We start from the raw sequence: 24,640 nt of genomic DNA on the forward strand, positions 1-24,640 counted from the left end.
TTGCGAAGTAGACAGAATTTCTGATGAGGGAAGTGATAGCGGACACTCCTGATGCTTAGGTGATTGCCCTATATGCCCTTTTCTGACCTTGATGCTGCTCGAAGCCGTCGATGAAGCGGTCCATGGCGCTAGTTCCGCGGCATTTCTTCAGCACGAAAGATCTTACGCATGTAGCCGCATCGCGGGTAAGCACTACAGCCATGGAATGGCCCCGTTTTTCCCTGTCTCTGGACGAGAAAGCCCTCGCTGCATCTCGGGCAGGCGTTCATCAGTTCGCCGTTGCCCGTCTCGACCTTCAGATCCCAAGCTTTCGTCAATTCGGTAACAAAAGGTGAAGGTTTTGAACGACTCGTGTAAATGCGCACCTGCCGTCTTGCACGTGTTAGCGCCACGTAGAACAGGCGCCTTTCCTCGGAAAACGGGAAAAGGTCTGGCGTGGGCATCGCCAATTGCAGGACCGGGTCGTCCTCGATCTGGCTTGGGAAGCCGCGACGTCCTTCGATGACGTTCAAGATGAAGACGTAATCGGCCTCCAGTCCCTTTGAGCCGTGGACCGTTCGAAACGATATGTCCAGGTGATCTCCGAACTGCCTGTTCCAGAGGTCGATTTCGGCAGGCTCATCGCTCCGATACCGTCCAAGGATGAGGATTGTTACGAGCCTGCCGTTGCTGGGTTTGAGCCGTCCCTTGCTTGCAAAGCCGTGCATTGCGGACAACTGGTCGAACAGATGATTAAGGGGGTTCTCGCTGTCCTTGAACGCATAGATAAAGATAGATTCTTTGTTCCACGCGTTTCTCGTCTGAACCTTCTTCCTGATCTGAATAGGATTTTTTTGGACGAAGGCGCTCGAAATGTCGCCTAGCCGTTGCGGAAAGCGGAACGTTTCACTCAAGTTCAAACGTGTCGGGCGGTCGAACAGCCGATCGAACTCAGTCATCACGGAGATATCGGCCCCTGCGAAACGATTGATGCCCTGCCAATCGTCGCCGACTACGCAAAGATGGGTCCTCACCGTCGGGTTCTTCGATAAGGCCTGTAGTAGTCTGGCACGGGCCTTGGAACTGTCCTGAAACTCATCGGCAAGGATAATGGTGTAAGGACTCTCAAAGCGCCCGCTTTCGACAAGGTCAGTCGCTTGGACAAGCATGTCTTCGAAGTCGATGAAGCCAGAGCACTTCAGTCGACGGTCCCACTCTTCGGCGATCCGTTCGTAAACGGACAGGAACAATTCGAATCGTTCATTCCGAAGGTTGCCGGAGAGATCTTTTAGTTTGGCACGAAGCTGACCATATGAAAGCCGGTTATTCTTCACGTGCTGCTGGAAGACCCTTATGGTCGTGGCAAGGGCCCGGTTAGTGACAGCGGATGACCCATCACCTTTGCGATCGGGATCAAAGTGCAGCTTTTGGCCTCTCCTCGTCAGCTCTCCTCGTAGCCGCTGCAATGCGACGCCCGTCGAGATTTCATGGGAGGCGGTTTCGAATAGATCGGTGCCTCTTTCCGCGTGCAGGCCGCGTTTCCATGCGACGCTCTCTAAGTAGCTCCTTCCAAACGGTGACTCTCCGTCCTTTTTTAGCGCAAAATGCTCATGGTAAAAATTCAGTCTCGGATAATAGAAATCCGGTTTGTACTGGCTGTGCCTTTCGTCAGCCGTGTCATGTTCATAGGGTCGCTCGTACTCGTATTCGACCCCATGGTAGAACAACCAGTCTGCGATCTGTTTCTCGCCACCGCTCTTAACTGTGTCGCCCTTTGCAGTCGGAAATGCGGCGCGCGCGTTGGGGTGTTCGTCGTTAGCCGGAATACTCTGAGCGTACACTGTCCGAAGCATATCCCATTCATGGCGGAACGTTGGGTCCGCTTTCGATAGCTCCAGGGCTATCTTCTCGACAGTCTCGATATCCTTCCCGGATTGATCGACCCATGGCGCCAGGCTTGGTTTCTTCCCGGTAGCAGACGCGATCACCTTCTGGCCAAATGCATGAAATGTGTGGATCGCTACATCATCGACGCAGGGAACACCCTTCAGCCGCTCGCTAACCCGCTCGCGCAACTCAGTTGCCGCGTCCTTATTGAAGGCCAGGAGCAGTATCTGTCCCGCCGATGCCAGTCCCTGATTCAGCACGTATCCTGTCTTGGCTACCATTGTTGAGGTTTTGCCGGATCCTGCTGCTGCCACGACCAAGACGTGGTCATCCATGCAAACGCATGCGTGGATCTGCTCTGGGGTTAGGGGATTCTTTTCGACGGTGTCGAAGAATTCCTTTTGCGCGAGACGCTGTCTGTTGAGGAAGGCCGCATTGCGGATGGCCAGTTCTTTGAGGATCAGGTCGGTGGCTGACGTGGTTTTGAGCGGATTTGCCCTCTCCGACCCTGTCCAGACTGGCGGAGGGTAAGACACGACAATTTGCGACGCCTCTCCCTTGGGAATCCATCGACCGTCTCCTACTGAGGAACGCCAAACATCCTTCCATATCTCGAGTTTCGTAGGGAACTCGTGATCGAGAGCGTCTGGAAGTTTCGGCGGGGATGGCGCCGGTATCTTGGTGGTCGTCGATGTCGTCTTGTTGAGAGAGCCAAGGCCCGCTAGCCCAAGGACGCCCAGCAATACCCATTCCAGCAATGGACCGTTCCCCTGTCAGTCACGAAGCTACAAGGACCATGACGATCCCGTTTGTCAAATGCCCTGCGCCGGACGGTGCCCTCTCTTATCCATCCCACGTTCCCGACACTGCTGACTTGATCCACTTCCACAAAACGCAACCAGCTTGGCACAGACGGTCAGTTGCATAATCTTATTAAGTTAACGCGAGCCGGGCGCCAACCGGGACGTGGCCGTCTTCGATCGTGCGAGCGAGCTCCTGATCGAGAAGGGGATCTGCCACAGGAACCAAAGGCTAGGATCGTCTCGGCGCAGTGGGGAAACTTGCTGCCCCTTTTATCGGCGTTACGCCGTGACGGAACCTGTCCCCGTTACTTTGGCGTGACGCCGTGACGCTAGGCGACAAAGGTTTCGGGGGCTGAATCGTTTATACGCAAGTTGAGACCCATCGAGACGACGTGCACACAACGCAATGAAAACGGCGGCCTGGAAGCACCCGCCCTTTGCTTTTGTGACCGTGTGACGAGCTCACTAAACTTCACTACAGCTTGCTCAGCTTCTTTGAATAACGCGGGTGCGGCTTGATCTGCTTGCCAGCGTTTGAACCAAAGTTCCCGTCAACACCTTTAATTAGCTGCGATAAATTCAACCTGCTAAGGTAATCGTAATAGGGCAGTCGTTTAGGCAGCGTCCCTCCCATTCAGGCCCAGCCGAGCCCCGAGCGTGCGGTCCAAGTACGCCCTCAGCTCCAATACCGTCTCGGTCGCTAGTTCGGACGGTGTCAGCCCAAGGATCGTCACTACGTCGACACGCGCCTTGTGAACGAACCTAAGGAACTCGCAGTTGCGGGCAGACCGCACGAGGACGGACTCCATCGCGTCGAGGGTCCAAAGGACTGTCACCCAACACTCAAGGAAGTCCACCGGCATCTCGAGGTATTTCTTCGCGATCATGAGGCGCCTGATTGGTGGTCTCCTCCCGCAGAAGAACGCCGCGATTACGCGAAGCGCCATCCTTGGCCAACCATGCTCGTCTGCGGTCGCCTCGAGACCGCGTGGCAGGCCTGGGTACCGTGCCTTGTAGAGCAACATCATCAGCCAGAACCTGACGCGCAGTACGTCGCTCGACCCAAGCGGTTCCGTCCCCATAGTGATATTGGTTGCATACTGCTGGACCATTCGCACGAACTGCTTCGCGTCCACGGGCGTGTCATTCGGCCGCTGCTCGGGTGCCGGTACTTGCTGTGGCTCCGTCCGCTGCGTTTCGGTGTTGATTTCGCCCTCTTCAACCTCGTCCCCAAGGTTCATCCAGTCGTCTTTACTGGCATCATCTGGATCAGAGGGGGGGAGTGACTTACCCACGAGCATGTTCAGGAAACTACGGATGCTGTCCGAATGCGTTCCTGCCAGCGTCGAGTCGCGGGGGACTTCAACCCGCGTGTCGGGCGAGCGGGTCTCCATGAAATCATCGTAAGTGAGCTGCTCCGCCGGCTCAGCCTCCTCATTCGGGTCGGTGTGCCGTGATCGGACTGGAGCTATAGATGGAAGAGGGCGATCGTTGAGGTCTGCACGTGCAAGCTCATCGAAGGCGTTGTGCATCCAGAGATCGAAGTCCTCACCAGCGTCGAACGCCGCAATCGCTTTCGCAACAGTTCCCGTCGCGACCTCTCGCCGCCGCCTTCGAAGCAGCGACCGGTGCGCGACGTGAGCTCGGTTCGACACGAATCCTTGCTGTTCTACTACTACAAAGCTGATGTGTTCCGGTTTCTCAAGGGTCAGGCGAAAGGATCGGCGCTGCACGGACTCACCGGTGCTCTGAAATGCGACTATTTCGATCTCTGATCCACTGGCATCTAAGAGGCGCAACGACCCGCTTCCGCTAAGCCCATCAGGCAGAGTCCACGTGATCATGTCTCCGTCGAGCTCAAAGGAGCCGGCCTTGCGCGACGCAATCTCGTCCAACGGTATGGGCGGCGACGGGTCCCTCCGGTCGACCTCGGCGGGATCGATCGGCATGGCCTCGATGCACTCGTAAAGCCCGAGTGCCTCGATCGCTCGATCGCGGGGTAGCATTCGGTAGATGCATGCCTCGGCGTTCGCGCCAACGGAAGCGTCTCGGCCGAGGGCCGCGGTCGTGCAGTTGGTGCTTCCCACCAGCACGTGATCATGGGTCGCCGTGGAGGCAATCACGAACTTCGCATGCTTGAAACGACCTTTGAGGGCGGGCGGGAATGCGCGGAACTCGATGGCTGCCGATCGAGGCGCCTCCAACGGGAACTCATGCCCATCGGCATCCAGTAGCACGGTCGTGCTGGCTGGCTGCATCCTCTTCATAAGGGTCCCGAGGGCCTCGAGGTGTCCATCCCAGTAGGGGCTCGCGACGACCAGTCGGTCGACGACCTCGTCGCCAATGAACCCCATGAAACGGCTTCCTATACTCGCGCTACCGTCACGCGCCAAGAACGCGATGGCGGTTCCATCGTCGAGGTACTGGAGAGGTGCGACTTCCGGGCCTACAAGCCACGGAGCCCGATCGGACGCCCAGTTCAGAGCCTCGCGCGCCGCGCCCGGCTCCCTGGAGATTAGGTTAGAGACGTACTTCCATGCCGACCGCACGATCTCCCGCTCGGGACTCGGCTCGTCCTTGCACTCGAGTTCGACGACCGCCTCAGCGTTGCCGGCGAGACCCGCCGCAGTGATGTTGGCGGAGCCGACGAAGAGCCTTCCCACCTGTCGACCGATCTGAAGTACGATCTTCGGATGGAAGAGGCCATCAGCGACGGGTGGCGAGAAAAGTTCGTAGTCACGGCCGAGCTGTGTGGGGAGCTGGGATCCGTCAGACAACGACATTGAGGCCATGCGCTCGTCGGCGACCACGAGGAAATTCGTTGCGCCGCTCGCCATAAGCTGTGGCAACATTACCTCCTCGTACGCGGCAAACTCGATCGAGAACGTAGTTGTGACGACGCTATGAAAAGGGCGCGATCCAGTACCGCGGCGCGCCATGCGCTCGGGATACTTCATGCGTTGGCTCCGAGAATGGCGCGACCACGCGCTGTCGTTCCGTTTTCGTCAACGAGACCGACGTCTACCAAAAACTGCACCGCCGGGTTGAGCCGTGGCGTTGTGGGTACCGGTGCGTATCCGTTGCGGCGGACCAATCGTCCGTCGCGCACTTCGAATAGGAACGTGTAGTCACGCTGGCGCCGAAGCTTCTGCATCGCCACCCAACTGTGCCGACGAACGACGCGTTCGATGACGTAAGTAGCGACCAGATCGCCGACGCGGGTGTCCGATCGATGTCCGATCCATGCAAGTTCAGACATGATCGACCTGCCGCCGCCACGCACGCGCAGCTCCCGCCGAGCGACCTCTCGCAGTTCCGCCCGTTGGATTATACGTTGGTCCAGCGCCGCCATGAGGTGCACCGCATCCCAGGCCTTCAGCTCGGCCGTACCACGTCGGCTCGTGAGCCTGGACCAAACGCTGCGGTAGTCAAAGATGCTCGGGTCAATGCCCTCACGAAGTTCTGACCACCGCAGATCTGCGGTCCCTGGCTCGGCGCCACCCAGTCGGGTCCGGACCTCCTCCTCGATTTCCGCCAGGGTTCTGCCAGCATCGTATTCGGCCATTAGGTCAGTTGCCCACTCAAGGAGCGCTGCGGCAGCCACCTGAAGAAGATCCTGACAGTGGTAGGCCTCCCAGCGCACACGCTGGCCGTCGAGAACCTCTTCGTCGAACCTTTCCGAGGCGAAAAGATGCCAGCGGATTTCGTTTGGGTCAGGACGTCGGCCAAATGTCTGCGCTGCCTTCAGGATGAGCCGCAGCGAGGCGGCCCTGCTGGTATCGCCATTTATCGATCCGTCCGAGGGAAAGAGCAGGCTCTCATAGGCTTCTCGCTCGGACGAGACCTCCGGGATCGCGGAGGGCACGATCGGCGCGAGGCGCGCCAAATCATCGCGAGCGATCCGCGCCAACGTGATCGAATTTCTGAGAAGCTCCTCGACTTCTGGACCGATGGATGCGCGGAACGCATCCGCCGCGGCTTTGCCTGTCACATTCGTGGCGCGCGGAATGCCATGGTCGCCCTGACGGAACAGGCCCATCTCGGCCATCTGCGAGTAGTACGCGCCACCGAAGACGCCGAGTGACTGGCGCAGGTACTTCACAGCAGTCGGATCATTCGAGGCAGCCTCGGCGAAATCGATGATGTCTTCGTTCTGCCCCAGCCGACGATCAGCCCATTCCGAGCCGCCGACCCCGCCTTGACCCTTGGCGTGCGAACATACGAGCGCATAGAGTGCTTCCGCACGCCGGACCCAGGAGCGCCAAGCAGTGAATTCGTCCGTTGCGCCGATTCGCGCGTAGGCGTCGCTTACCCAGCAGTAATAACCGTAATACCGCATGCGCAGGGTGACGTTGCTGATGCCCGGCAACAACGATTGGTAAAGGACGACACCTGCATTCTGCATACCGAGCGGATCCAACCCACGCTTATCGGCGCGTTCTGTCCATTCAGGCTCGGCGCTCACTTAATTCCCCAGTCCCGTCTTGGGGTGGATGGTAGCATTCCGGACAGCTCCGCCAAGTAGTACCTTTGATAGCTCTGTCAGCATCAAGGAGGAACACGACATCGGCAGCCTCCTAAAGCTGGAGCAATCGATGATTGCGAGTTTCTTCGCGGCCGCATTGAAGGCAGTCATAGGTCATGAAGACGCAATATTTTTGCCATCAAGCTGCTCGGTGGTCGATCACGTCCACGTTTGGGCGATTGTCACCGGCCAGAATGTTCGGCAACTCCTGGATGAAGATTTCGCTGTGCCCTTCGATCAAGCCTTCCTTCTTCAGGCGCCAGTCCCCGGTCGCGATCTTCTCCGCCAGCGGACGGTCCACGACCTCGTAGACGATCTGGATGTCGGTCGGGATCTTGTCGACGATCGCCAGTCGGTCGTTGCGCTTCAGGTTCGTGGCATCCAGCACGACGGTCTCGCCTTCCGCGAGACGACGGATGACTCTTTGCTCGACCTCCTTGAACACGTCCGTCTGGTCACTGGTCTCGAGAGAGCCGTACTTCTCGATCCGGATGTCGTCGCTTGAGACGATGCTGTCCGCGGAGTACCTGCGCTTTGCCAGCGTCGACTTGCCGGCACCGCTCGGGCCGACCATCAGGATCAGCTTCTGCCCGCACCGCGGCCAGTCCCATCCACGGGTCTCGCTCCTGTTTGAGCGGATCTCGTCCCAGGTTTCCGAGATCGTGATGAGGAGATCAGCCGGGACAGTATTGTGATGAGCAACTTTGTTGCGAACCGCGGTCGCCATCTTCAGGAACTTCGCATGCCTGATGGGGATGCGATCTGCCAGAAGGTAGTAGATGTGGCTCACCTCGAAATCTCGCAGGTCATGGATCAGCTTGGGAGCCTTCCTCGTCTCGACGGTGTAAGGCAGCAGAGGGGAGAGGATGTGCTCGTAGCGGTCCACGAAGAAGTCGATCACCTCACCGATGAACGGCGTGACGACCTGCGAATGGGCCAACCACAGGCGCCGTTTCAGGGTGGCCTGATCCCCGGTTGCCAGGCATGACATCGAGTGGATGAAAGGAGAGCCATCCCACTCGTCTATGAGCCCGCTGCTCCAGCAGGCATGCCGATCAATGACGGGGAATCCGGACATGATGGCAAGCGGATCGGCGAGTTCCTCGGGTTCCCTTGCCGCGAGGGTCATCGCCAGATTCCGGTCCCATCCGGCAAGGCGCACGATCGTCTCCGCCGCAACGCGCTCCAGAAGGCTCTCCGTCCCCATATGACCCAGGAGGTGTGAGACATAGACGCGGGTGTCCGTCGGAGAGACGTATCCTCGCCACTGCATCTCGTCTTTCCCGAGCAGGAACTGAACGTCGGCCCGCGGCAGGTCCACGGGAAGGAAGACGATGAGGCGCGGTGCCAGTGACCGATCGGCGTCCTGGGAAGCGGCCGAGAAGCTTCGGAGGAATGTGGACCACCGTCCCCACGATTCGCGGTCGAGACCATCGATCACGAACGAGACGGCCGCCAAGTCCGGCAGGTTCACGAATCCGGAGACCGAATGAATACTCGTGTCCCTGATGCCGCCGGCGCGCGCAAGCCCGTGTGGGATCGAGCGGTCGAACGCCCGGTCCCGTGCATTGATCGGGATGACCCGGCCGCCTCCGCGGTCACGGGTGGCCTCCATGACCGCATCAACGAATCCGCCAGGTCGGAAGTGGGGCACCGTCACGCCGAGTACGCCCTTGGAGGACGACAGCATGCGGGATCCGACATTCTCCAGAAAGCGGGAAGGGCCCGACAGGCTCCAGAAGGGATCGACCACCATCACGCGGCCTCCCGGATCTCGGTGCCCAAAAGGCGGCGTGCCAGCGGGACGAAGGAGTAGGTCATCCTGGAGTCATCGTCGGGCTGGTGGCCCGTCATTAGCTCGAAAGCCCCGATGTAGATGCCATAGGCGAGGATGGCCTCGGCGGAGGTCCAATCGCCCGCGGCCGCCTTCACCTCCGCGAACTCCAGCGCGGTGCCGATGTCTGCCAGAGTGAAGGTCGTCCCCGTGTACCTGGTGATCAAGCGGCACACTTCGCCGAACGACCCATCGAGGCCGAAACGGGACAGGGTATCGGGCGCCATCATGACCTCGGTTCCGAGACGCTCGATCCTGCCGGGGATCTTGTCGCTCCTGCCGCTGTGGAAGACGAATGACATCGGGGAGTTCCAGCCGCCGCAGGCATCAATCATCCGGTCCCGTGCCGCACGGTCGAGGGCAGGGCTGTGCTGGACGATCTCGCTGTCGAGGAAGGCCGCACTCCAAGGCTCCAGCGGAACGACCTTGATCCCAGTCGGGCGCGCAAAACGCGGATCGATCACGACACGCTCCGCATGCCGGGGCCTGCCCACGAATACGACCTTCGCGAGCTTCTCGACAACCGAGCGGGCCCGCAGGGTCTCGGCGACCCAATCCGGCCCCCAGTCTGATCGGGAATCCACCACGATCACCACCTGCGTCTGGCGCTGCCCACCCGAAGCCCTGACCTTCGTCAAGCGCTCCGACAGATCCTGCTTGTTCGGGAAAGTCTGTGCGACCACCTCGAACCTTTCAGCATCCGAGAAGGAACCCGGCGCGCTTCGCAGTGACAGAGACACGAGATCAATGTCGGCGGCCATGGTGCCGAACACAAGCTTCACCGGTGTCTGATCGGTGATAAGGTCGCGCTCCTGTCCGAAAGTAAGCGGGGAGGGTGTCGCCGTCTCGAGACTGTAGCCTTTGGCCGGCTCGAGGATGCGTCGGGCCGACTTGGGGTCGAACTCGCCGTGAGGTTCGCGGTCGCTGAACTCCACAAGGAGTTCGTCGACCTCGTCGCGGTTGCCAAGCAGGCGGGTGACGGCGGTCGAGCGCAGAGTCCAGCGGTTGCCCGCCGTCCGGCGCAGGATGCCGAGCCCTTCCATCTCGTCCACGAGATCCTCGAAGAGCGAGAAGCGGTTCGGATCGACGAAGCCCCGAGGCCAGAAGGCGACGGCGGCATTCCGTATCTCGCGGACCGTCACGCCCTCTTCGATCACGCCCTCCGCCTCGTGGCCGAGGACGAGATGGGCGACGACGTAGGCGAGGAGTTCGTAGCGCTGGTCGATGCGCAGCGTCATCACGAACTTGTCGCGCACCTCCTCGCTCGTCTGGCGGCGCTCCAGCACCTCCGACACCAGTCCGCGGCTGATGACTCGCACGTGGTTGTTGCTGCGCTTCATCTCCTCATGGACGATCTCAAGCAGGTGCTTGGCGTAGGTCTGGACCAGAACTGGGTAGTAGTTGGCGTGGCTCAGGATGCGCCAGATGTCCTCCCGGCGCTCGAACTCCATGCCGAGGGCAGCGAACGGCCGAACGACCAGATCCTCGGCGTCCTTCAGCTCAGCGCCCATCAGCGGACCGATGCGCTGGGGATCGGACGAGATCTGCTTGATCGGGTCGTTGCCGGTCTGGACCAAGCGAGTGACGTTGTGAAGGCCGGAGAGGATGAACTTGAAGCGCCGACCCGACCCGGTCATAAGCTTCTGGAGAGCGAGGAACTCGGTGTATTCCTGCGCTGCGTCAGCCTTCACGAAGGTGTCCGCCTCGTCGATGAGCAGGAGGATGCGGCGGCGGGGATCGCCGTCGATCCAGCGCTGTATCTCCTCGATCACGCGCTTGGGTTCCATCGAGCCGTGCTTCTGGAAAATCGTCGGGAGGGCCCTGGCGATCTCCTCCCAGATGCGACGGGTCAACTGCTGCCCGTGGCCGATGCCCTGGGCATCCACGAAACCGACGAGGATGCCGTTCGCGGGATCGTTCCTCGTGCCCTGTAGGTGCTTGAGGAGGGCAGTCTTGCCGAGACGGCGGCCACCGTACACCACGCAGCTTCCGTGGGTGTCGAACAGGCTTGCGATCTCGTTGCGGCGGCCGACGAACATCTCGACCGGGACCGAGTCGCGGCCCCAGTCCCGGTAGGGTTCGGCATAGCTGTAGGGCTGGCCGAGTTCGAGCAGGGTCAGCGCCCGCATCTCTGGCTCGCCGAGCGCATACAGTATGCTCGCGGAATCCACGAGGATCACGCGGCGGCGCGCACCGATGTTCTGGAGCATGAACTGCTGGCGACGTTCCTTGGAGACTACGTCGCCCACGAACAGTATCACGCCCATCTGTCCCGTGTTGCAGAGCTCAGAAAGCGGGGCATCGCCCGGCATGGTCGCCACGACCCCAACGCGCCAGTTCCGGTTGGTGAGGGAACCGAAGTCGGGCAGGAGCAACGTCTCGCTGTCGAGGGGCAGCGAGAACTCGAAGTCGGCTACAAACCGCTTCTGCTGGGCGTTCGTGAGGTTGCTGTGGTCCCTTAGTTGCGCCCGAATGCCCAAGCCCTCCATGAAGTCCGTCACCTTGGCCGCGAAGCCGGGGTCGTTCTTCACGGTGTCGATCCTGCGGAAGATCTCGCGCCAGCGCGTGAAGATGGAGCCGACCTCGTCTCGCCGGGCAGGGGACTGGCTGTCGAACCGGAGCCCGCAGAACTCGTCCCCGTTGGCGATGGCTCCGGCTGCACGCTCCACATAGTTCTTCCCGAGCTTCGAGAGTGCCGGAAGAACCTCCGACGAGAACTCGTCGAAGCGGCGAAGACGGGAGGGTGGGGTAGGGATTTCTCCTTTTTCCTCAGCCAATGCGACGAATTCCTCGGCTGTGAGCAGGTCGTCGCCCGCGCACAGGTTGCGCAGCCTCGTGGCCTCGGCTTCCGAGATCCGGTTCTCGACGGCATCGACTCGGGCCAGAAGGCGGGTGCGGGGCTCGTCGAGAAGCTCGCGGACCTCGTCCACGGTCTCCTCGAGCAGGAGGGAGGCGAGACGGATGTCGTCGATGCGCTCCTCGTCAATGGTCTCGTCCCGCTCCTCGAGGGACATGTCGACCGGAACTCTTGCGGCCCCGATCCGGTCGACCTTGGAGAGCTTCGACTGCGCCTCCTCCGGCTTCGTGATGGAGCCGAACCGGATCACCCGCTCGACGAGACTGCGGGCCTCGTCGACCTCGCGGGCGAGTTCCTCACGGGCGGTGTCGCGATCGGTGGAGTAGCGATCCGACAGTGCATCCTGCATCGCCTCCGAGATGCCGTGGTGCTCGGCGAGGTCCACTAGGAGACGCGCTCCCATGAACGAGGTCTCGTCGATGCGCTGGCGGAACAGCTCCTCGTAGGCGCGGTCGCGTTCCCCCCCCTTCTCAGGCAGCAGAGGGACTTTGACCTGCTGGAGAATGCGGCAGACCTCACCCTGGTCGTAAGGGGCCGGATACCAGGAGCGCCCGAAGTGAAGGTCGGGGAGGAGCGGCAGCGAGCCGTGCAGCTCCAGCATGTGGCCGTAGGCCGGTGGCGTGGCGGCGGACCCGGCCAGGACGGTGTCGAGGCGGCGGTAGGAATCCGCGACGAAGCGGGCCACGGACGAGTAGATCTCGTCCTCTGCGAGGCGGTCGAAGGCGTCGCAAGCGGCCGCCAGGTGGCGGCGCAGATCGGCGACCGCCTCCTTCAGCTTGGGCTGCTCGCTCGCGCTCACCAGCGAGACCGCGTTCCGGCGGTCGACGTACTCGGCGCAACAAGCACCGAGGTGGAGCAGCGAGCCGACGATCTTGTCCCGGGCGGCGCCGTCGAGCCCCTTGTACTTCGTGTTAACGGCGATCTCGGCACGGTACAGCGTGTCAATGATCTGGGAGCGCGTGGAGCAGTCGTTGACGTAGCGCTTGGCTGCCGCGAGGGCGGCGGCATCGTCGGCCTTCATTGCGTCCCGCAGGTCGCCGACCTCCTTGCCTGGTTGGAGCAGGACGTTCCTGATCTTGGTGCCGAGCTGGAAGGTGAACTGCGTGCGCGAGAACTGCTCGATTCTTGACAGGATGTCCTTCCGGCATGCCTCGGCATCGCTTTCGGCTTCCATCGTATTGGAGATGTGATGGAGCACGGCGGGCGACAGGGGAAGGCGCGAACGCGCGAACCGCTGAACGCTCTCGGAGAGTGCACGGGTCTCCTCCCGAACGGGCTCGATAAGGCCGTTCAGGGAACGGAGCACCTCGCCTGCACCCGCATCGGAATGGAACAGGGTCAGCTCCACCGCGGACGGATACATGAGCATCCGGCGCAGGGCGCCCGCAGTCTCGTCGGTGGACGGCATCGCCTCAATGGTGGCCAGCGCCTTGACCACGGCATCCTGCACCACCATCGGGGTCGCATGAAGGCTGGCATGGTTTACGTGCCCCGCCATGGCGGCGAAGCGCAGTTCCTCCGGCGTCATGTCGAACGATGCGGTTTTGTGCAGGCCACGTGCCGCCGTCACGAGGTGATAGGCCAGCCCGAGATCGTGGGACGAGACAAATTCCCAGAGCTTCGCGTTGATCCGCGCGACTTCGGGATCCTCTTCGGCGGTCTCAACCTCGACGTCCATTTCCGGCTCATCGTCATCCGAGGCATCGGACAGGACGCGCAGGTCGTCCTCGTCGATCGTGAGCTCATCCTCGTCGGAGAAGATCATGGCGCGAATCTCTGTCGCTACCGCCTCGACGACCGTCGGCACCTCCACTTGCGCAGACTCGGCGTCTATCTCCTCCCGCAGCGAGCTTGCGGCCTCTACAGTTCTTTCGGGCTCGGCTTCAAGCGTGAGCTCGACGACCGGAGATGGCTCAACCTGAGGTCCGACCTCCTCGGCCGAACGGGCTGCCCAGTAGGCCTCCTCATGGTCCTCTTCCTGCCGGTCACCCGCATCAGCCGCGACCTCCTCTGTAACAGCTTCATCGGACACGTCCGCCGACACCTCGGCGGCCAGGAGGGCGGTCACCTCGTCGAAGCCTTCGCAGGCGATCTCGATGTGCCCGAGCAGCGTCTGCGACTCCCGCTCAAGTTCCTGGTTGAGCTGCGCCTTCTGGAGCAACTTCGCGCTGGCGAGCCGTTCCAAGATCCCGTCGATCCTTCCGCGGTCGGCCACCGTGTCGGCTAGGGCGGACTCGGTCTTACCGAGGCTCACCTCAATCAGGCCGATGCCTTCCTGAGACAGGTCCACCGGTGACGGAACTTCGGGAATGGTGCGCTCGAGACCAATGTACTCGACGAGACCGACGATGCTGCCGCGTGCCTTGAGGGCTCGTTCGCGGTGCGGCCGGGCATCAACCCGGCGTGGGCGTGCCGTCTCGTAGGCAACGATCGATGCCGAGACGTTCGTGAGGATTTCCCTCAACCTGTCCATGATGACCGGGGATGGTTCGGCATCGGCATACAGACGGACGAGTTCGTGCAGGTCACCGAAGGCCCGCCTGTAGGCTGCGACCGCCCCTTCCATCCCTTCGGGGATGACCTGCGCAACTTGCCGCCCGTCTTCCGTCTTCCCGCTGGAGATGGCGTGATGGTCATCGGTCACCATGGGAAGCACCTCATCTGTCAAAGGCAAGTTGTTTGCGGGAACGTCGCCGGGCCGCTCCGCCTCGTCGACATGGGCATTCTTACGGGCTATGTCCGCTACCCTGATCGAGTCCCGGCGCGCGGTCTGCGCCAGTTCCTCGGCCGCGGATGCGGCGAGTTCATTGATCAGCGGGTCGTCGTCCTGCGCCAGCCAGGCCTTGTGAGCGCGGCGGCTCCTCAGGAAGTTGGCCACGTCCCCGAAGCCGGGCTCGTCGGCTATGGCCGGAAGCAGGTTCTCGTCGAGCAACTCGGAGCCTCGCAGGACACAGAAGTCACGGGCGAGATCCGTCTGCTTGTCGATCAGCAGGCATTCGAGCACATGCAGGTCGGTCAGGGTGCCGACGTCGTCGGTTCCCGTCCTTTCCCTGATCGTGTCGATCATCCCTCTGAGAACGCCGTCCACTTTCCGGTAGAAGGGACGGAAGATGCTCCGGTCGCGGGGATTGGTGCCGTCCTTTGACACCACGATGCCGGCCACGGCCGTGTGGAGGAAAGGATATTCAAACCCCTTGAGGAGGAGATCGATGATGGCATCCCCCTCCGGCCTGGCCTCAGGCCAGAACTTGTTGTTCCGAGCATGGCGACGGATCGTGTCGCGCCCTTGGTGAAGCTGACTCTTGACCGCTCCCGAGAGACTGATCTTGTCCTTCAGCCAGATGCGGTCGAGAAAGGTCGGGATGATGATGGCAGGAGCGGCATCGCGGTCGAGCGCCTCGTCATCGATGTCCTCGAACCAGTTGGCGGGTTCTCCCCCGATGGCATTCTCTGTCACCGCCGACAGCTCACCACTGGAAAGCTCACTTTCCATAACTTCGCCATCGGGCCCGACGCGGGTGAACTGCCCGCTATGCTCGGCGGCACCGGTGTCCTGTTCAAAGGCGATCAGCCTCAGGATATACGGAAGGAGGTCGGCGACGGGTGGCCCGACCTTCACCACGGCTTCGATGAATTCGCGGTTGGCATGCCCACCATGGATGGCCTCGATCAAGACGAAGGACCGCAGTTCGTCCCACTTCTCCATTTTGGCCAGAGCCTTGATGGTCTCGATGGGGCCGACGGGTGCTTGCATCGTCCTGTACGGGCCCTTCTTCTGGCGGGTCATCGCATGGACCGCATCGTACCAGCGGTTGAATATCCCGCGGACACCCAGCTTGGGCTTGGCCTTGCGCGACTTCCCATACAGGACACTGATGCCGGGCACGATCCGAAACAGATCGGAGACGACCTCGTAGAACTCCTCCTCGGTTGGCGGCCGGTCCTTGGGCCAAAGATAGAACGGGGCGGTGATAATCACGTCCCGCCACAGGGGATCCAGCTTGCGCAGGAAGGCCGGGCTCACGGTGATGTGCTGCTTTACCCATTCTGGCGTAACGAAATCGGGCACGACGTCGACATAGAACCGACGGACCATCTCCTCCCGTTCGGGATAACGCTCGATGAAGCGCTGGAGCCTCTCGCTCAGGGGGCCCTCTGCGCGGTTCGACAGGCCTTGAGTGATGATCGAAGGCGGGAGCGTGGGCGGGAGCACGATGGATGCGGTCATGGCTCGGTTGGCATGTTGGAAGATGACGGCGGGAAGGACGGCAGAGCCATCCTCGGTCGAAGGGGACGGTAGGGCCTTCTCGGCTTCCCCTTCGGATTGATCGGGCAGCGACGGCAAGGCATCTGCATCGTCCGGTTCGGGATCGTCCTCGTCGAGGACGAACGACGGGACGTAATCCCTGAGCTTCGTCTCGAAGAACAGCGGGGCGGGGAGGGAGGTCGACGACGCGGTATGTCCGTATCCGCTCCGCAGCTTGGTCACGAGCGAGGCGATGGCATCGGGGTCGTCCGTGCCGTGGCAGTGCATGACGGCGATGTCGATAGGCCCGGCGATCTTGTAAAACTCCTCCTTGAGCGAACGGACCTGCTCGATGTGGAGGCCGTCCTTTCCCTTGAGTGCGGCTGGCACCTCAGCCTTCGCGGGAAGCTTGTAGGGATAGGCGAGATCCCGGTAGACGCTCAGTCCCTTGGCGATCTTCTGCTTACCGTCGTTCGTCCCCATCGAGAGGTAGAAGGGATGGGGCACCCCGCCCATCCGGAACGTCGACACGATGGTGGTCGGTGCATACCGAACCACCTCCTCGAGCGTCCGCCCGCTGTCAGCATCGAGACGTGCGAGCTTGCGCACCTTCCTGACGATCACCCGTGGAGCCACGTCGGTGCGGATCCTGACGAGGCGGGCGCCCATCCAGTCGGAGGCGGGATCCAGCGAGCATCCGAGGAGGTCGAAGCTGCGACCGATGTCCTTGTCCCTCAGGGCGGGCCACAATCCGCTTGCCGAGGTTGCGTCGAACAGGACGAGCGGACGCTGGCCGCGCTCACATGCCCCGCCGATGACGTGGTTCACGAACCTCTGGTAGGTGTCCCTGCGGGCATCCTCGTTGTCGCCCAGATTGGGCGTGACCCAGGCGGCTGCCTCGCGGAGCGACTCGAAGAGGGGCCTCTCCTCCGTCCACTGGGCGACGCCGTTCAGCCGCCTTCCGAGGATCGCGGTCGTGCGGCCCGTTGCAACGTCGACGCTGGTCGCCATCAGGATCTGGCTCGATTTCGTGCCCGCCCGGCTCCGGGACTTGCTGATGACGGAAATGCCGATGATCGATTTCGGACGGGTGTCGGCCTTCGGGAAAGCCGATGCGACCGGGGTCTGGATCTCAGACACGAGCCCAGCATGCCCAAATAGGAGGTCGAGCAAGGCCGCCTGGACACGGAACAGATAGTCCTGGAAGCGCCGGGCCGACGGCTCGGGTGGGCGGAGGTACTGGACGTTCGCATTCGCACCGCGAGCGAGGGCGATGCGCCCGGCAGGCTTGTTCACGCGGTCGTCGGGTCGCTTTCCGCCGGGATCGACTTCTGTGGCCGGCGCGGTGTACCAGTCGGTGGCTTGGACGAGGATGTGACATCCGTCCCTTTCAGAGAGCACATCGGCGAGCGGCTTCCATGCCTCGATCCTAGCGGCATACCGCTCTGCATTGCTGCCGTCGCTCGCTGGCAGCCGCTTCTGCGCGCCATGGACGCCGTTGGGCAAGGCATGGGACAGCACTTCCACGGACTTCCCGAACAGGGCTCCGATGATGCGCTCGAGCACGGTGCGCTCGCTCTGGGACGGGGCGATCACCACCACAGTGGGCTTGTCGTTGCCGAACGTTCTGCGGATGCGGTCCCAGTTGGTCGCCTGCAATTCCTGAAGGGTGGAAAGAGCCTTGCTCACCCCTGTAGCATCGAGCGTCGCTGGCGGCTCGCCGTCGACCAGCATGGCCCACGCCTCCGCGAGGGAGCTGTCGTCGAGTTCGTTCGATCCGTGCGAGGTGGCTACCCAGCCGAGGACGGACTGGAGCTTCAGGGCGACGTGCTGATCCTCGGCCCGCTTGATGATGGTGTCGTTCTGCGAGACCGGAATGGGCTGGAGGAAGCCCGACACCCTCTTCTGGACGGCATCGAACAGGTCGAGCAGGTCACGCTCCGTGACGCCGGAGCCGACCGAGGTCTCAAGCGAGTAGCCGTTGTGATAGGGGATGCCCACGAAGGCGGTGCGCTGCGGTCCCTTCGCCACCAACTCGCCGAACCCGGCGCTGAGATCGAGCCGGGCCCCGAAGGCCTCCATCACGAAGGCCGGATCAACGGGCTCGACGATCTCGCCCCGGCGCAGGCCGCAGTCGAAGCGGACCGAGACATCCTTCTCCCGGGCCATGATGATGCCGCCGACGCGGGTCTGACGGCGCAGGTCCGATGCGGCTGGTACCTCGCGGCACCAGCGCCTGCGGGTTGCATCGACCGTGACGATGGGATTGTCGGACCCCGGCACAGTCTCGACGGAGAATGTGGCGACCATCGACCAATGGTCCTCTCCGCTGGTCTGCGGCCATGTTTCGAAGGAGATCTCGTTCGAGCGCGGCGCAGACCGGATGACGCGCTTCACGGGGCCGAGCCCGTCAAACAGCTCCACTCCCGTGAGCCTGCGCGCCAAGACGGCGTGGACTGCATCGCGGGTCCGCGCGAAGGCCCCGCCGTCGCCTCCGATGGCTGCGGCCACGTCGAAGGTACGCCGTTCATGAGCGAACAGGGTGCCTTCCCCGGCAAGGTCTCGGATGTCGTCGAGCAGGACCTCGCTGACCCCGACGTTCTCGCTCCATGGCGCGAGGACACGGTCGACCCACAGCTTCGTCGCGCGGGTCGCTGCCTTGAGGGCACTGTCGGTCCCGTCATCGAGCACGTCGATGAAGTAAGCGGTCCCTTCCGAGTCGCGCTTACGTCCAATCCGGCCGAGGTCGGACGACACGAGGACGGCACCGGACACGGCTGCGGCGATGGCCGCCCGGAGGGATGCGTAGGGAAGGGCGCCCGCCTCCGGCTTCTTCGATGCCTTGGCCGACGAGACGATGACTCTGAACAATTCCTCGGCCTGACCGCTCCAGCCAATCCGCAAGCTCTGCACCTCCTCGGACGCGCTGCGCGGACGGAACGCCATCGCCACGTTCTCCGTCTTCGCCTGCGTCTTGCCTTTGATCGGCAGCAGGTAGTTCGGTGCGTCAGTCATCTTGCCTCGCGTCGTAGAACCTGATGCCTTCCACACGGCTCAAAGGACCGTAGAAAGGTGAATAGAGTGCGTCGTAGACCTCGCGGATGACCGGGTCCGGGTCGGATACCCGCTTACGCAGGATGTCCCGCATCATCACGATGAAGCTCGTCTGGGGCTTGTCGGCCTCGGCACCGCCCGTCGCCGCCGCGATATTGGCCCAGGCACCATCGACGAAGATCGCCCTTGCCTTGCAGCCGTTTCGCATGGCGCGGCCGATGGTTTGCAGGATGTCGATCATGATGTCGGCGACGAACGGCTCGAGAAGGTCTCCCAGCAAGCTGGCCTGCACCGAATGGCGCATCAGCCGACGCACTCGTTCGAGGGAGGACTGGCGTTCACGCCGCCATGCCTGCGCGATGTCGCGGACTCCCATGTCGGCCGGGAACTCGCGAAGGTCGAATGCCATGCTGTCCCGTCCGGCGAGGCCCGCCACGAAGTCGTAGCTCTCGGCGGCCGGGTGCGGTCGGGTCAGGAAGACGACGGTGGATATGGCCGCCTTGTTGAACAGCGGCGTGCCGACATGCGCCTCGCCACCGAAGACGATGTTCACGCCGCGGGCGAGCGCCTTCATCGGGAAGACGATGACGTCCCAGTCGTCGCGGGCACCGATGGATTCGACCTGTGCCGTGGTGACGTAATCGCCCTCATGGTCGGCCGGGATCTCGTCCACCACGCCGATCACCCGGCGCGCGAGACCTTCCCTGATGCGGGCGACGTGCCTCTTAACCAGCTTGACCTGCTCATAACCGTTTACAACGAACGCGACCTTCCGGCCGGGCTCGAAGTCTCGGGTGAGCGCCAGCACCCGCGGGTCGTCGCCCATGAAGAAGTGCTCGACCATCTTCTCGAGGATCCTGCTCCGCTGCGACAGGGGCGCGCCCGAGAATCGGAGCTTGCGGCGCGGATCCTCGGGATCCGGGATCGGCTGAAAGAGGAACACGCTATCGCGCCACGCCGCCTCGGCACCTGCACGGCGCAGGACGTAATGCGGCCCGACCGGAATGTGGAAGGACGGGCTCTCGGCGAGGAACGATGTCGCGCTCGTCAGGAGGACGTTCGGCCCGCGCTCCACACCATCGTGGCGGAGCAGTTCGTGGAGGTGGTAGAGCAGCATGCGCGGGGTGCCGCGGAAGGTCAGGTAGCTGACAGCGAGGCTAGTCCGCCCAGCATCCGTCTGGAACCGGAACCGGATGCCGGAAAGGCGCCCGATCAGGGCCTCTGGCACGAGGCGGGCGAAGTCCTCGCTGATGCCCTGCTGGAACAAGGGCGAGGTATGGATGCCCTCGGCCACCATCGCGTGCTGGGCCGGCACGATGGCCAGGAACTGCATGACCACGGTGGTGACATGGACGAGGAACCGGAAGAGCTCGGTCGTCTTCTCCGGCCCGAGGTCGCGCGGCTCAATCAGCGCGAAGATGGCCTCGCGCGTGGCCGACAGGTGGGTCTCCTTAATCGTCGGCGATGGTTCCGCGAGCCAGTCGCGCAAACGCTCCACGATCACCCGGAAGGCATCGTCGACCTGAGCGGGATAGCGACCGATGGCCTCCGCCGTCTTGACTGGGTCGTACTCGCGCACGGTGTCGTCGTCGATCACGGTACGGCGGAAGAGGGCCTCGCGGACGCAGGCATCCCAGAAGGTCGAGACTGCGTGGAACCTCTGCTCCTCCTCCGCCCGTTCCTGCGGGTTCATCTTCGACAGGTCAGGTTTCCCGAAGAGATCGCCCACCACCCGGTTACCCGTTATGAAGGCGTCGTCGTAGGCATCGAGATGCGTGTTGCCCTTGCCCCTGCGCCTGTCCGCCTGGAGCTGCACGACAAGAGCCCGGTTGAGGGCGACGAAGTTGTTGGCCCTATTCGAGTAGTCCGTGATGCTCGCAGCGACGGCGTCGTTGCGCCCCTGCGCGGCTGGCATCATCAAATCCTCGATGAGCTTCAGCTCGTACGAGCTTCCGCTGCCCGTGATGTCGACGACCGAGACGGCCTTGCGATCAAGCACGGCCTGCACGCCGTCGACCTCGTCGACGATGACCACGTCGGACGTCATGGCGACGGACTCGATGTAGCGGATGTGATCCTCCACAAAGTGAAGGGGCAGGCGGGTGTCGAGCGACAGCACGTGGCCGAGCCAGATTCTGCGCCGGGTCAGCTCCCGGGTGGCCTTCAGGCGGCCGCACCATCCGCCGACGGGGCAGAGATGCTGGGTCGCCTTCTCGGACTCGCCGCCCTTCTTCAGCTCTCGCTTCTGCCAGACGGCATTGCACGGAGGCTCAAGATGCGGGAACACGTCCTCATCGCTCTCCTCCTCGAATCCTCCGAGGGCGCAGTTCAATCCCATAAGATCGGCGCCGAAGACGCTCCGTCCGAAACCCCGCGCCTCGTCGATGGATGCGATCCTCTCGGAGAGCTTCGCGGCATGGCGCAGGCGCGTGTCGGGAGACTGTCCCATCAGCAGCCCGGCCTTGATCCCGTAGCGATCGAGGTCGGCCAAGGTGTTGAAGGCGTTCTCGATGGATGGCACGAGCACGACAACCTTGTACTCGCGGCTGTCGAGCCACGCGAGCACCAGCTTGATCAGCGTGGTCTTTCCCGTCCCGGGCAGGCCGATCATGTGCTTCAGCCCGTCGAGCCGGAGAGTCTGGAGGGGTTCGAGGCCCGAGCCGTCGGACTTCGGGGCTAGGAGATGGACCTTCTGGTTCCCCAGATCGTCCTCGAGGCGCTTCAGCCACTCGCCGCCCGGCATTCCGGGATTCGCGGAATCGATTCTGTCGAACTCGACGGCGATGGCCCTGAGCTCGGAAAGGGGAATGTCGATCGGCCCACGGGGGCGACGGTTCACATCGTGCTGAGGCGGCTCGGGGAGCAGGTCGGCCACATCCTCAAGGTCGACCTTAACGGCGCGGGCATGGGAGCCGCGCTCGCTCAGGATGAGCATGGCGCGGCTCGGATCGGCGATGGCCCGCCCGTGCTCTGCCAACGGCAGCCCACCGACGAGGGCGGCGACCATCGCATCGATGGAGGGATCGTTGTCCGGGACGCGTCGATGGAAGGGGATGCCGGGCGATTCAGGATCGACCTCGTACGGCGGCTCGATGAAGCCGTCGTCCTCCGCGCTTTCCGCCTCCCATTGCTGCATGTCGTAGACGGCCTGCCTGAGGCTGGCATCCGAGGAGACGACCATGCCCATCTGGCGCAGCGAGAAGGCCGCCCGCGCGAAGGCGGATGCATTCGGATGGTCGAGGATCGAGCCGTATCCCGTCATGAGGGCCGGCATGTCCGCAAGGCTGGTTGCGCCCAGCAACCTGTCCGCGGCCGCGCAGAGCCATTGGACGGCGACGGCCTTCCTGTATTCCGCAGGCTTCTCCCTCATGCCGCCAGCTCCTTCAGGAGGGTGCCGACGGTCATGAACTCGAGACACTTGCCCTCGCCTTGGGAGGCGATCGCCATGAGGGTTGTCAGGTACCCCTTGTCCTGCCTGACCCGCGCATCGGGAACGCAGAGGATCCGGCGGCGGAAGAGGGTGATCTGGCCGACGGAGCGTGCCAGCCGGGCCCCGAGCAGGGCGGCACTGGCATAGGACTTCACGTCGATGCCGATCTCCCGTCCGTCTACCGAGACGTCAGCCGCATCACTATAGGGATAGAGGTCGACCGTCCGTCCGGCCGCCTTGAGGCGGTCATGGACCTCGATCTCGGCCAGTCCGGGCCCGGTCCAATACGCGAGGACGGCGTTGGTCGCGAGCTGCCATTCCCTGACGTCGTCTACCTTGAACTCCTCCCCGACCTCGCAGACCGGGTGCCGCATGCGGCAGTCGCGGATCCGGCACCGCCCCTTGGGGAAGGAAACCGTGTCGTTGTCGGGCCAAAGGGGCGCGCCGCATCCAGCGCAGAGGCGCAGGGTCTTGCCGTGTAGGGCGCCGGAGGGCAGGGGACGGTAGAAGGACTGGATGTCCGGCGCGGCCGTGAGCCAATCCCCCACGAAGGAGAACAGGTCCTCGGTCGGAAGGCATGGGCGGCGGACGACGAGGCCGCGGATCTCCCGGTAGGCCCTGTCCTTCTGCTTGCCGCCGAAGCGCTCTGAAGCGGACCGCAGCCGCTGATGGTGGATCTCCTGGAGGAGCTCGGTCTCGCCGCCGCCGCCTGCGGCCAGCTCGAAGCATTCGGGGGTCGGCTGGCCCAGGTCGCCATCGACGAGGATGACGCTTGCCCAAGGGAAGTCACCGGTGAAGGATGCAAGACCCCATTCGCCCATGGGACGGATGGCCAGTTCCATGACGGTGTGGATGCTGGCACCGAGATCGTCGGTGCCGTCGCGGAGGCTTTGGGCAGATATGCGGGCCAGTGCCCGGCGCATACGGGGCGGCATGCGGGCATCCTGCCGGACGAGATCGCCATGATGGAGGAGTCTCTCATGGACGTCGGAGAGACCACGAGCGAGCAATCCAGCGGTAATTAACGAAGCTTCGCCCATATACCGAATAATGTGTTGCCAATGAGGGCCAACAGGGTTAATCCACTTAATAGATGATGTCAATCCATTCACTAGACGATATCGGTCGGCTCAATTGACGATGACGGTCCATTCAATAGACGATCTCCGAGGCAAGCGGGGCGGCGACTCCATCCTGAGGCGCTTGCGCTGGATCGAGGACATGATCCATTGGACGGGCGAAATGCGCCGTCGGGATCTATGCGTCCAGTTCAACATCTCTCCCCAGCAGGCATCGTCCGACATCGGACAATACCTAAGCCTCGCGCCAGGGAATATGAGACTAAGTACGGACGACAAGGTCTACAGGCGGGGGGACGACTACCAGCCCATCTTCGACAAGGACGCGGCCCAGTGGGTCCAGGACAACTCGTCGTCCGTCGACCGCCCGACGATCCCACTGGAGCGGATCTCGAGCCCGTGGCGGAAGGAGGACGACGGAATCATCTCGGCCGTCATCCGCTCGTTCAGCCGGCGGATCCCTCTGTCCATCCGGTACCAGTCCCTAACAAGCAGGGACGCGAGGCGCCGGACCATTTGTCCCCATCACCTCGTCGACAACGGCAGCCGTCTCCACGCACGGACCTGGGATTACGAACGCAAGGCCTTCATCGATCTCGTCCTGACCCGCATGTCGGAGCCGGAACCAGACGGTTCCGTCCCTTGGGTAGACGGAGCGGCAGACCGGGAATGGAACGAGCGCATCGATATCGCCTTGGTCCCGAACCCAGCCCTTTCCCCCGGTCAGGCCGAAGTGGTCATGAAGGAGATCGGACTGCCGGCCGCCGGCGGGACGATCGCCGTCCGACGGGCGGAGGCCCTCTACTTGCTCGAACATCTCGGGCTGCGCGGCTCAGTCCAGGGAGGCGTCGAAGATCCCAGTGCACGAATTGTGTGCATCAACAGGTCGAAGCTACAGGAAGCCTTAAGGTAACCGCACCGATCCGGGGATCATGAGCCTCCCGTA

8 protein-coding genes are annotated in these 24,640 nt (G+C 62.6%); 1 reads left to right on the forward strand and 7 read right to left on the reverse strand.

The genetic code is table 11. The features are described 5' to 3' along the window. Positions 1 to 128: 128 nt before the first annotated feature. The 7 genes from JAO75_RS08235 to JAO75_RS08265 all read right to left on the reverse strand — a co-directional run bounded on the left by JAO75_RS08235 (position 129) and on the right by JAO75_RS08265 (position 23,550). Complete coding sequence (locus tag JAO75_RS08235) at positions 129 to 2,624, reverse strand: UvrD-helicase domain-containing protein (RefSeq protein WP_199048215.1); 2,496 nt, start codon at positions 2,622 to 2,624, stop codon at positions 129 to 131. 659 nt (positions 2,625 to 3,283) lie between these two features. Further along, complete coding sequence (locus JAO75_RS08240; RefSeq protein ID WP_199048216.1) at positions 3,284 to 5,626, reverse strand: phospholipase D-like domain-containing protein; 2,343 nt, start codon at positions 5,624 to 5,626, stop codon at positions 3,284 to 3,286. Next, the gene (locus JAO75_RS08245) at positions 5,623 to 7,134 is read right to left on the reverse strand and encodes a hypothetical protein (protein WP_199048217.1); all 1,512 of its coding nucleotides are present in this window, start codon (positions 7,132 to 7,134) and stop codon (positions 5,623 to 5,625) included. Before JAO75_RS08245 ends, JAO75_RS08240 begins: the two co-directional genes overlap by 4 nt. A gap of 199 nt (positions 7,135 to 7,333) precedes the next feature. Further along, positions 7,334 to 8,950, reverse strand: coding sequence for an ATP-binding protein (locus tag JAO75_RS08250; protein WP_199048218.1), 1,617 nt, complete (start codon positions 8,948 to 8,950; stop codon positions 7,334 to 7,336). Then, a complete protein-coding gene (locus JAO75_RS08255) occupies positions 8,950 to 19,146 on the reverse strand; it encodes an RNaseH domain-containing protein (RefSeq protein ID WP_199048220.1) in 10,197 nt (3,398 codons plus the stop codon). Before JAO75_RS08255 ends, JAO75_RS08250 begins: the two co-directional genes overlap by 1 nt. Next, positions 19,139 to 22,555 carry a pPIWI_RE_Z domain-containing protein gene (locus JAO75_RS08260; protein ID WP_199048222.1) on the reverse strand — a complete coding sequence of 1,139 codons (3,417 nt, stop codon included), beginning with the start codon at positions 22,553 to 22,555 and terminating at the stop codon, positions 19,139 to 19,141. The genes JAO75_RS08255 and JAO75_RS08260 overlap by 8 nt, the downstream gene beginning before the upstream one ends. After that, positions 22,552 to 23,550 (reverse strand): restriction endonuclease-related protein, encoded by a 999-nt coding sequence (locus JAO75_RS08265; protein WP_199048224.1) that lies wholly within the window; start codon positions 23,548 to 23,550, stop codon positions 22,552 to 22,554. Before JAO75_RS08265 ends, JAO75_RS08260 begins: the two co-directional genes overlap by 4 nt. A gap of 205 nt (positions 23,551 to 23,755) precedes the next feature. Between JAO75_RS08265 and JAO75_RS08270 the strand changes: the two genes are divergently transcribed. Beyond that, positions 23,756 to 24,607, forward strand: a complete 852-nt coding sequence (locus JAO75_RS08270) for a BrxR family helix-turn-helix transcriptional regulator (protein ID WP_485020550.1) — start codon at positions 23,756 to 23,758, stop codon at positions 24,605 to 24,607. The last annotated feature ends 33 nt before the right edge of the window (positions 24,608 to 24,640 follow it).

This window comes from Microvirga splendida, assembly GCF_016427565.1.
Classification (GTDB): Bacteria; Pseudomonadota; Alphaproteobacteria; order Rhizobiales; family Beijerinckiaceae; genus Microvirga; species Microvirga splendida.